The sequence below is a fragment of the Limosilactobacillus agrestimuris genome (genome assembly GCF_943193105.1).
Taxonomy (GTDB): Bacteria; Bacillota; Bacilli; order Lactobacillales; family Lactobacillaceae; genus Limosilactobacillus; species Limosilactobacillus agrestimuris.
On the sequence record NZ_CALPCW010000001.1, the window covers coordinates 343,459 to 354,803 of the forward strand.

At 42.1% G+C, this 11,345-nt stretch carries 9 protein-coding genes and 1 pseudogene; 6 read left to right on the forward strand and 4 right to left on the reverse strand.

Translation table 11 applies throughout. The features are described from left to right. The first annotated feature begins 1 nt into the window (after nucleotide 1). The 6 genes from gatB (at nucleotide 2) to NFR46_RS01690 (ending at nucleotide 7,161) form a co-directional block, all read left to right on the forward strand. The gene (gatB, locus tag NFR46_RS01665) at nucleotides 2–1,426 is read left to right on the forward strand and encodes an Asp-tRNA(Asn)/Glu-tRNA(Gln) amidotransferase subunit GatB (RefSeq protein ID WP_251574163.1); all 1,425 of its coding nucleotides are present in this window, start codon (nucleotides 2–4) and stop codon (nucleotides 1,424–1,426) included. A 9-nt stretch (nucleotides 1,427–1,435) separates the two neighbouring features. After that, complete coding sequence (locus NFR46_RS01670; protein ID WP_251574164.1) at nucleotides 1,436–2,455, forward strand: diacylglycerol kinase; 1,020 nt, start codon at nucleotides 1,436–1,438, stop codon at nucleotides 2,453–2,455. A 96-nt stretch (nucleotides 2,456–2,551) separates the two neighbouring features. Then, nucleotides 2,552–3,928 (forward strand): 23S rRNA (uracil(1939)-C(5))-methyltransferase RlmD, encoded by a 1,377-nt coding sequence (gene rlmD, locus NFR46_RS01675; protein WP_251574165.1) that lies wholly within the window; start codon nucleotides 2,552–2,554, stop codon nucleotides 3,926–3,928. A 424-nt stretch (nucleotides 3,929–4,352) separates the two neighbouring features. After that, on the forward strand, nucleotides 4,353–5,069 hold the full coding sequence (locus NFR46_RS01680; protein WP_162216371.1) for an NUDIX hydrolase: 717 nt from the start codon (nucleotides 4,353–4,355) through the stop codon (nucleotides 5,067–5,069). A gap of 105 nt (nucleotides 5,070–5,174) precedes the next feature. Next, nucleotides 5,175–6,605, forward strand: coding sequence for a nicotinate phosphoribosyltransferase (locus NFR46_RS01685; RefSeq protein ID WP_251574167.1), 1,431 nt, complete (start codon nucleotides 5,175–5,177; stop codon nucleotides 6,603–6,605). Between the two features lie 10 nt (nucleotides 6,606–6,615). Beyond that, complete coding sequence (locus tag NFR46_RS01690; RefSeq protein ID WP_035457848.1) at nucleotides 6,616–7,161, forward strand: cysteine hydrolase family protein; 546 nt, start codon at nucleotides 6,616–6,618, stop codon at nucleotides 7,159–7,161. A gap of 271 nt (nucleotides 7,162–7,432) precedes the next feature. On the opposite strand, the pseudogene NFR46_RS01695 reads toward NFR46_RS01690, so the two are convergent. The 4 genes and pseudogenes from NFR46_RS01695 to NFR46_RS01705 all read right to left on the reverse strand — a co-directional run. Beyond that, nucleotides 7,433–9,011 (reverse strand): annotated as a pseudogene (locus tag NFR46_RS01695) (recombinase family protein). Beyond that, on the reverse strand, nucleotides 9,004–10,665 hold the full coding sequence (locus tag NFR46_RS01700; RefSeq protein ID WP_251574170.1) for a recombinase family protein: 1,662 nt from the start codon (nucleotides 10,663–10,665) through the stop codon (nucleotides 9,004–9,006). The pseudogene NFR46_RS01695 and the gene NFR46_RS01700 overlap by 8 nt, the downstream one beginning before the upstream one ends. A 35-nt stretch (nucleotides 10,666–10,700) precedes the next feature. Continuing rightward, nucleotides 10,701–10,994 (reverse strand): SHOCT domain-containing protein, encoded by a 294-nt coding sequence (locus NFR46_RS09425; RefSeq protein WP_420908568.1) that lies wholly within the window; start codon nucleotides 10,992–10,994, stop codon nucleotides 10,701–10,703. Further along, on the reverse strand, nucleotides 10,975–11,345 hold a 371-nt coding region (locus NFR46_RS01705; protein WP_251574172.1), incomplete at its 5' end, for a transposase. The genes NFR46_RS01705 and NFR46_RS09425, both read right to left, overlap by 20 nt.

The window sequence follows — 11,345 nt, forward strand, 5'->3', positions numbered from 1 at the left end:
GATGAACTTTGAAACAACGATTGGGCTAGAAGTCCACGTCGAATTGAAGACAAATTCTAAAATTTACAGTCCATCACCAGTAGAATACGGTGACCAACCTAACAGAAATACTAATGTGATCGATTGGGGATACCCTGGTGTTCTGCCAACTTTGAACAAGGGTGTTGTCCGTGATGGAATCATGGCTGGATTAGCACTTCACGCTCAAATTGCCCGTCACATGCACTTTGACCGGAAGAACTACTTCTACCCAGATAACCCAAAGGCTTACCAAATTACTCAATCCGAAACCCCAATTGCTCATGATGGTTGGATTGAAATTGAAGTTGATGGGAAGAAGAAAAAGATCGGGATCAAGGAAATGCACATTGAAGAAGATGCTGGTAAGAACACCCACACCAGTAAGTACTCATATGTTGACTTGAACCGTCAAGGAACACCTTTAATTGAAATTGTTTCTAAGCCTGATATTGCTTCTCCTGAAGAAGCGGTTGCTTACTTGGAAGCTCTCCGTCAACGGATCCAATTTACTGGAATTTCTGACGTGAAGATGGAAGAAGGTTCTATGCGTGTTGATACCAATATTTCCATCCGTCCTGTTGGTTCTGATAAGTTTGGTACCAAGACTGAAATGAAGAACATCAACTCCTTCAACTACGTACGGAAAGCATTGGAATTCGAACAAAAGCGGCATCAAAACGTCCTTCTTTCAGGTGGTCACATTGCCCAAGAAACACGGCGTTACGATGAAGCAACTGGTGAAACAATCTCAATGCGGACTAAGGAAGGTTCCGATGATTACCGTTACTTCCCAGAACCAGATATTCCTGATTTAAATGTTGATCAAGCATGGATTGATGAAATTAATTCTGAGATGCCTGAAATGCCAGGTGAACGTCGTGCGCACTACGTTAACGATCTTGGCTTGACAGATTACGATGCCATGGTTTTGACCCAGACTAAGGAAATGTCTGACTTCTTTGAAGAAGCCGTTAGGGACGGTGGCGATCCAAAGCGGGTTGCTAACTACTTGATGAACGATGTTAACTCTTACTTGAATGATAAGCAGGTTGACTTACCAGATACCAAGTTGACTCCAGCTAACCTTGCCGGAATGGTTAAGTTGATTGAAGATGGTACCATTTCATCCAAGATGGCTAAGAAGGTCTTCAAGGGAATCCTTAATGGTGAGGAACCACAAGCTTACGCTAAGGAACATGGCTTGGTTCAATTATCTGATCCTGCTCAATTGCAACCAATCGTTGATGATGTTCTGGCAAACAACGAACAGTCAATCGAAGACTTTAAGAATGGTAAGGATCGGGCTGTTGGTTACTTGATGGGACAAATCATGAAGCAAACTCGTGGTAAGGCCAATCCACAAGTTGTTACGAAGTTGTTGATGAAGTCATTGAACGCTAAGTAGTTTGGAGGGATGAGCGTGCGAAAACGTGCTCGGATAATTTATAATCCTACATCTGGTCGGGAAACATTCCGCAGTGATCTTGTGGATATTCTTTCAATCTATGAAAAAGCAGGTTATGAAACCAGTGCTTTCGCAACTACACCTGCGCCGGACTCAGCTAAAAACGAAGCAACCCGGGCAGCTAAGGAAGGCTTCGACTTGATTGTCGCTGCTGGTGGTGATGGAACTCTCAACGAAGTAATTAACGGAATTGCTGGGCTCGAACACCGTCCAACCTTAGCGATTATCCCTGCCGGAACGACCAATGATTATGCGCGGGCATTACGGATCCCCCGTGATGATCCGATTGCGGCAGCTAAGTTAATTTTGAAGAAGAACAAGAAATTCAAGATTGATATTGGTAAGGCCGGCAAGAATTACTTCATGAATATTGCTGCTGGGGGAACGATGACGGAATTAACCTATGAAGTTCCGTCCCAAATGAAGTCACTCTTTGGTTACGCTGCTTACTTTGCTAAGGGTGCCGAATTAATTCCGCGGATTAAGCCAATTGAAATGCAAATTAAGTATGACGATCAGGAATACCGGGGAAACGCAACGATGTTTATGATTGCTTTGACAAATTCAGTTGGTGGTTTTGAACAAATTGTTCCCGATGCTTCTCTTGATGATGGAAAGTTTACCATGATCATTGTGAAGAAGAGTAACATGATTGATATGCTGAGTTTGATGGCCAAAGCATTGCAAGGAAAGCATTTGGACGATCCACGGATTATCTATGCCAAGGCAACTGATATTGAAGTAATTCCGCTAAACAAGGATGACCGCTTGATGGTTAACCTTGATGGGGAATACGGTGGCGATGCACCAATGGAATTCCATGATTTAAAACAACATATCGAAGTTGTTGCTAACTTGGATGAGATTCCGGATGATGCAATCACAGTTTCCGATGATTTTAAACGGGTTGAGAAAGACTTCGTGAAGAGTGTCGATGACATTCAGGATCAAGAAAAAGAGCAAAATTAAATAATTAGACGGCTAGCATCCTTAAAATGGGAAGTTAGCCGTTTCTTTTGCTATAATAGTGAAAGTTTGTAACGTGAAATATATGGAGGAATAACCTTGAAATTAAACATTCCAGTACATAAAAATGAAGAATACCCTGCTAAGGTAGTTGATTTGACTTATGAGGGCAACGGGGTCGTTAAAATTGATGATTTCCCGGTATTTGTTCCGAACGCCTTGCCTGGTGAAGAGATTACGGTGCGGATTACGAAGGTTGCTAGTCATTTTGCCTGGGGTCGGGTGATGGATTGGCAAACAAAGAGTCCGGATCGGGTTGATGTTAAGGATAAGAAGTACATTCAAACGGGAATTGCTCCGCTTGGTCACTTGAAATATGATGCTCAATTAAAGTTCAAACAACACCAAATTGCGGAATTACTTGAAAAAGCTCACTTGGATGATATTAAGGTATTGCCAACGATGGGGATGGATCAGCCATACCACTACCGGAACAAAGCTCAGGTGCCGGTAAAAATGATTCATGGCAAGTTAGAGACCGGCTTTTACAAGCGGGGAAGTCATAATCTCGTACCAATTGAAGATTTCTATATTCAAGATCCGAAGATTGACCAAGCAATTGTAGTTGTTCGGGACTTGTTACGGAAATACCACGTTCAACCATATGATGAACGAACCGGAAAGGGTGTTATCCGGACGGTGATGGTCCGTCGGGGTTACTACAGTCATAAAGTGATGGTCGTTTTAGTAACTAATACCAAACGTCTGCCGATGGAAAAACAGATTGTTGAAGGAATCGTTGCTGGTGTTCCCGAAGTAAAGAGCATCGTGCAAAACATTAACGATAAGAAGACCAACCGTCTCCTTGGTGAGAAGAACAAGACCTTGTGGGGGGCCGATGAAATCCATGATCAGCTTCTTGGCATTGACTTTGCGATTTCGCCATTATCCTTCTATCAAGTTAACCCACAACAAACAGAGCGTCTGTACCAAACGACAATCGACAATGCTGGCTTAGATGGTAGTCAAACTGTCATTGATGCTTACTGTGGAATCGGGACAATTTCACTCGCCGTGGCTAAGCACGCTAAGCAGGTTTATGGAGTTGAAATCGTTCCAGCCGCAATTGATGACGCTAAGCATAATGCTAAGCGCAATGGTATCAAGAATGCTAAGTTTGTTGTTGGCAAGGCAGAAGAGCAATTTGCTAAGTGGCAGGCAGAAGGACTAAAGCCAGATGTTGTTATCGTTGATCCACCACGGAAGGGTCTTGCTGAATCATTAATTGAAGCAGCCGGTAAAATGGCACCAAAGAAGGTTATCTATGTTAGTTGTAACCCGGCTACCTTAGTCCGTGATATTCAGCGATTTGGTGAACAAGGTTACCATGTCGTTAAGCCAATTCAGCCAGTGGATCAGTTCCCACAGACGACACATGTTGAGAGTGTTACGGTCCTTGAATGCACAGAAAAATAGCTCACAAACCGCGTCATGGCGGCATTTACGGATGATTAAAAGTGTACTTTTTTCTTTCAGAATGATTGGAATTAGTACACTTTTTCTATTTGAAGCTGGCGGGTCGAGTGTTCTATGTCCTATTTCGATAGTCGAGTAGACGAAGGTCCAGTTTGGCAGGTCGTGTCGATTAGGGTAGTGGAAGTAGAGGTGAGCGTTGATATGGTAGCGTTTGTGGTATGTATGAATCGGTCAGTTTGGTACTAAAGATTGAGTTAACGAAAATAATATTGAATTTATGCTAATTCGGTTAAAATATCGAAAATTTGGGCTCTTTGTCAATGGGTAAGGATGAAGAGAATTTGGAGAACTAGACTAAGCCACCTTGGCTTTTTTTATTATTGTGATTCTTGATTGCGCTATAATATTTTATGAGGTGAAAGAGATGGCTGACAAAGTTGTTGCGCGTCCGCTAATTACGATTGCAAATATGATTTGGAGTTTTAATTCCCTGACCCATTTACCACAAGTCCTGCTGGTCAAACGGGCTTATCCGCCATTTGAGGGCCACTGGGCTTTACCAGAAACCCTATTGCGGCGGGACGAAAGTGCTGACGCTGCCTGTATCCGCCTGATTAAGGATAAAATTGGTGTTCGTCTATCAAAGAGTGCTACCGAACAGTTGGCAACCTTCACCGATCCCGACCGGGTAAGCGGTGAGCGTGCCTTGGCGATTGCCTACATGACTTTCTTACCGACAATGCCGCAACTGAGGGCCGGGTACGGAGCAACCGAAGTCGGGTGGTTTAGTCTTAACTTTGACCACGGAAAGTTTATCTTGCAAAATGGTGACTTAGTTTTGAGTTTGGCTGCAGGGTCGGCGCTAGCATTTGACCACCACCAAATTATTAATACGGCCATTGTACGAATTAAAAATAAACTGGACTACCAGCCAACCATTTTACAGATCTTAGGACCGACTTTTACCCTTCGGCAAGCCCGCGAAGTTTATGCTACTTTCCGCCAAACAACGGTCGATCAAATTGATAATTCTAATTTTAAAAAGACCCACCAAAAACTGTTTAAGGAAGTTGGTACCGCCGCAACAAAGCGGTCAGGCCGGCCACCAAAGTTATTTAAACTGATACTACCTTGCGTCTAAAAATAAAAGTGCTACAATCAGTGATAATAAAAGTTCAATATACTTTTATTTTGTTTGCGGTAGTTAAAGTATTTTTTACCTAAATTTGTTAGGAGTTATTTAATAATGAAGCATGAATTATTAACCGACATGTATGAGTTTTCAATGGCCAACGGTTATTATCAAACACTTCCCCACGATAAGCAGGCGCGCTTCGACGTCTTTTACCGTAAGGCGCCCGATGATGGCAGTTTTGTGATTAGTGCTGGATTGATGCAAGTAATTGATGAAGTTAAGAACTGGCACTTTTCAACTGATGACATTGCTTATCTGCGGTCCCTTAACCACTTTAGTGACGACTTTCTCTTTTACCTGACGGCAGCTCACAACCGCTGCTCAATTAAGGCAATCCCAGAAGGCACGCCAGTCTTCCCACAGGAACCAATCCTTAGTATTAGTGGCCCACTAATTGATGTCCAACTTCTCGAAACCCTGATCTTAAACATCATTAACCACCAATCATTGATTGCAACGAAGGCATGGCAGATCACCAGCGTTACTGGCGGACGCCCAGTAATGGAATTTGGTGCACGACGGGCGCAGGGGCCTGATGCCGCAATATATGGTGCGCGGGCTGCCATTATTGGTGGGTGCAGTAGTACCTCCAATGTGCTAGCTGCCAAGCTGTTTAACCTTCCGGCGGTGGGGACGATGGCCCACGCCTGGATTGAAAGCTTTCCTGATGAATTAACGGCCTTTCGTGCCTGGGCAAAAATTTACCCTGACAATGCTGCCCTGTTAGTTGATACCTACGATGTGGTTAACTCTGGAGTACCGAACGCAATTAAAGTCTTTAAGGAATTGCGGGCAGCTGGCCACGAACCGGTTGGTATCCGCATCGATTCTGGTGATATTACCCAGTTGGCAACCAAGGCCCGGAAGATGATGGACGAGGCTGGTTTTACCAACGCTAAGATTACTGCTTCAAACGCCCTTGATGCCCACATTGTTAAGTCATTGCTTGATGAAAGGGCACCACTGGATAACTTTGGGATCGGTGAGCGGCTAATTACCAGTTCATCCAGTCCAGTATTAAGCGGTGTTTATAAAATGTCGGCACTAGAAAATGATGGCAAATGGGTGCCAAAGATCAAGATTAGTAATAGTCGCGAAAAGATTACGCTCCCTGGGAATAAGCAGGTTTACCGGCTCTACGATAAGCATGATCCCCAACACGCTGTTGCCGATGTAATTGCCCTGGCTGACGAGCAGATTGGAACCGAAATTGCGGCAATCAATGCTGACGTTCACGTCACCCGGAATAAAGTGATTCTAACCGACTTCATTGCTAAGCCACTGCTTAAGCAAGTTTTGACACTGGAAAAAGCGGCGCCAATTGAAACCGACACTTTTGCCATCCAGCATTTTGCGCAGACCGAATTAGCACAGCTGCCGGCGGCTACTAAGCGGTTGCTTAATCCGGACCGCTTCCCGGTTTATTTAACCAAGCGGTTAGCTGACTTGCAACAAAAGCTGGTTGATGAAGCACAAAAATAAGGAGTTAGCAATGACTAAAGCATTATTAATTATTGATTATACAAACGATTTTGTCGCTGACAATGGTGCGCTTACTTGTGGCAAGCCAGCGCAGGAATTAGAAGATTATTTGGTTCAGCTGGCCAACCGTTTTTACCAAAATGGCGACTACGTAATTTTCCCGACTGATGCCCATTGTGGGGACCGGTTTAGTCCAGAAGCTAAACTCTTCCCGCCACATAACGTGGTCGGTACGCCTGGTCAACAGCTATACGGCAAGGTTAATGACTGGTTTGAACAACATCAGGCCAGTGACCGGGTTTACCAGTTTAATAAGAATCGCTATTCATCATTTCAAAATACTAATCTTGATAACTACCTGCGGGAACGAAAAATTGATAACTTGTGGATTGCAGGTGTTTGCACCGATATCTGTGTCCTGCACACCGCAATTGCCGCCTATAATTTGAACTACCAGATTACGATTCCGGTTAAGGGGGTCGCCACCTTTACCAAGCATGGTCAGGAGTGGGCGCTTGACCATTTTAAGAATTCACTGGGTGCGACGCTGGTTTAATGAATTTTGACTGCCTGCTATGAAGTAAGAACCCCAGTACTTGAATATTAAAATTAGTTCTTTTCATCGGGGCTGTTATTGGTTTATGTTTGTTTTACAAAAATTAGGGATAACCATTGATAAACCAAAGATACTTAATAAATTTAAGAATGTTTTAACTACTCATTACTATTAGTAATACGAACTTACTGTAAATTAGGTTTAATAAAGATCAGAATGTTTAAAATAACACCCAATCCAAATAGCTGAGTGCTGTATTACCAGATTATTTTCACATATTAACTCTAATAACTTCACCATCTTTGAACGTGAACTCCATGTAGCGTTGGAAGATGGTGATTTTTTCTACTAAGCGACGGACTAGTTGTTCATCAAAGTCTACTAAACCATATTTGTGAAATTCGACCAGCTTATTGATTTCATCAATGCTGTGTAGTTTTGTTTGCTTGTCAGTTTCACGACTCTGTACTTTTTCTTTTTGTTTCCGCAGGTCCATAATTTGTTGGGTCAGGGCATCGCAATTTTGATGTTGGTTGGCAGCCTGGATGAGCTGTATTTGCACTTCTTCCAGTTGCTTATCGAGTTGATCAAGGGTTGGACCTTTAGAGTTTTTGATGACCTTCATGATGTTAGCCTTGATCTGCTTGTCAGCTAACTTATGTCCTTCAATGAGCTGATTAAAAGTTTGTACAGTTGCTTCTTTGAGAAGGGGCTCTTTGACATTTCTAATCATGCATCGCCGTCCAGATTTACTTCGCTTTATTCGGCTAGCACAGCGCCAGACTGCTACCTTTTCTGGCCAATACCACATATTCCGTTGAAAAATATCGCCGCATTTTCCACAGAATACTCTTTGAGAGAAACAATATTTGCCGTTAAGTTGACGGTGCTTACCATTCTTAGTAGTGATCCCGTTTTGCCGTTGTTTGATGAGCTGCTGGACTTGCATGAATACCGGCTTGGGAATAATCGCTGGATGGTCGTTTTCCACATAGTATTGGGGCATAATCCCATTATTCTTTACGCGTTTCTTGTTTAGAAAATCAACAGTGTAAGTCTTTTTTAATAGAGCATCACCCATGTACTTCTCATTCTTTAGGATTCTTGAAACACCGCTGGATTGCCAGTTCTTTATTTTACCACCGGTTAAAATACCATCAGCTTTGAGTAAATCCGCGATTTGTTTCATACTCATCCCGTTTAGATAGCTATAGAAGATCCGTTTGATGACTTTAGCTTCTGCCGGTTCAATTACCAGATTACCCTGAGCATCCTTGGTATAACCGAGAAAGTGGTTGTGATTGACGAAGACCTTACCTTGTTGGTAGCGGTACTGAATTCCCATTTTAACGTTTTGCGATAGGGACTCACTTTCTTGCTGGGCGAGGGAAGCCATGATGGTAATCAGCACTTCACCTTTAGCGTCCATGGTGTTAATGTTCTCCTTTTCAAAGAAGATTGCCACGTTGATAGCTTTTAAGTCCCGGATATACTTCAGGCAATCGATAGTATTTCGGGCAAACCGACTAATTGATTTAGTAACAATCAAGTCAATCTTACCGGCTTTGCAGGCTGCAATCATCTGATTAAATTGTTCCCGCTTCTTAGTGTTAGTCCCTGAAATCCCATCATCGGCGTAGATGCCTGCAAACTCCCAGGTTGGCTCTTTTTGAATTAATTCTTTGTAGTGGACCACTTGAGTTTCATAAGAACTGGCTTGTTCATCGTAATCCGTTGAAACTCGACAGTAGGCAGCCACGCGGAGTTGTTCAAATGGTTGCCTGCTTTGTTGCGGTTGAACACTATTGCCCTTTTTGCTGATGAGCGGGAATGATTCTCACTTTACCCAATTAAATCACCTTCACTTTCGATAATACTGTACAAATATTCTGTTTGTTTGATTGGATCGTTGTAACGTTGTTTGATGATGTCACGATAAAAGTGTCCATCGATAGTGGCATTTTTGTTTAGCTTTTCAGGTAGCTTTAATCCACATTTCAAGATGAACGTTGCTTTGTTTGAACTGTTAACCACAATCTGTTGAACAAATTCTTGAAATACACCTTCATCAAACTCAGTAAGCTGTTTCCCTTGATGGCACCAACGTAATAAGGTACGAACATCCTCAAAGTCATTTGCTGAATCAGTATTTTGGCCATTAAGCTGTTTAATCTTTTCCTGACATTGGTAAGTATCTTGCTCGAGTCTAGCGGTTTGGTTGACGTAGATCGCTTTATCTAATAAACCGGCATGTATCAATTCGGTGAGCGTTTCAGCTTTGTGGTCATTTGCTTTGATTTGCTTAGTTAAAGAAATCAGTTGACCATCGCTGTTGACATTAGCTTCTTCTTTCAGGCCTTCTAACAATGGCTGAAGTAAGAACTTCTTACTGTAAACTAGCTTATTTATCATATTGCAGAAGGAAGCTTTCAGACTGGCTTCAGACACTGCCTTAGTTGGACATTGCTGAGCAGATCTTAAATGTTGCTGGCAGGCCCAGTAGATTTTATGTGGCCGCGTTTGTCGTTTGAAAATCGTCCCACATTGACCACAGATGATTTTGCCAGAAAATAGGTAGTGCTGTTGATGCTTATGGCTGCCAGTTTCGATATGGCGTTTTTTGACGGCTTCTTTAAGTAGAACTTGCACTCTGTTAAAGTTTTCATGGTTAATCAAACTAGGGTGATGATCTTCAATTAGATATTGAGCGAGTTCACCTTGGTTAAAATGACGATGATATTGATCGTCACGGTAGGTTTTCTGGCAGAGCATATCACCGGTGTAATTACTGTTTCGCAAGATATTAATTACAGTGTTACTACGCCATTGGCCACCACGTTTTGTTGATACCTGCTTTTGATTTAATTCTTTAGCAATTTGACTGGCTGATGTTCCACTTAGAAATCGTTGAAAGATTTGTCGTACAGTCTTTGCTTCAGTATGGTTGATAACTAAGTTGCCATCCTCAATTGAATATCCATAGGGTGCTGAGGATACATGGAATTTGCCACTAGCAAAACGTTCCCTGATTGCCCAGCGTAGATTTCCGGCAGTTGAGTGGGATTCATCCTGGGCAATACTGCTAAGAATCGATAGAAATAACTCACTGGCTATTGCTCCAGTATTGATATGCTCTTTCTCAAAGATAATTGGAATATTCAATTGCTGTAATTCCCGGACAATCTGCAAACAATCAGTTGTATTTCGTGACAAACGGCTAATTGATTTGGTCACCACGAGGTCAATCCGGTGATTATGACAATCAGTTAGTAATTCTTTTAAGGCGTTCCGCTTGGTCATCTTGGTGCCTGAGATTCCTTCATCATAGTAGATCTTAGCCAGCTCCCAATTAGGGTGGTCGTTAATGTACTTTTGATAATGGGCACGTTGATTTTCAAGACTTTCTAGTTGTTCAAAATTATCGGTTGAAACTCGACAGTAGGCTGCCACACGGAGTTGCTTGACATCATGTTGGTAACCTTGAATTTTGGTAATGGTTGACATGGCAAACCTCCTTTCGTCAGTGTGGTATGTTAGCTTTAGAACCTTGATGTATCAACACTTCCTGGTCCTAATAAGGGCGGAAATGATTGTTTATTTAAGTCATCAATTTCCTTAAATTCAGTGGTTGAGATTAGACCCTTGTTGAGTAGAACTTGAATGACTTGTTTTGATTGTTGATAATGCAAATCATTCAATAATTGTTCTGAACTAATATTATTCTTTATTGATTGCAGTGGTTGATGAGTTGGGTATCTGTCAACTGGTATTGATGGATATCGATGCCACTCACATAAATGTGGGTGGTATTTTTTATGCAAAAAGACAATCAATTCTTAAAAAGAAAAATTTTTGATTGGCAAAGCCATAACAGGTTCGTTTGAGTGTTTTAATTTTGCGATTAATTCCTTCTAGTGGACCATTCGAGAATTCATACTTAGTGCTATTAATAACTGCTTGTCGATTCTTCTTTAGGGTATTAATTGTCGTATCCATTTCAGTATTAGTAGTCCGATAGTCCTGAAGAACTGCTTTAAGCAGTTCAGGATCACGTTCATGAATGGCTTGAGTAATTCCTTGGTATGTTTGGTAAACTGCCTTAAAATCAGTGAATTTACTGGTGACTAGATCGACGGCGTTTTGCTTAGTCATATATTCGTTTATTCCCCGAAGATAAACTGGTT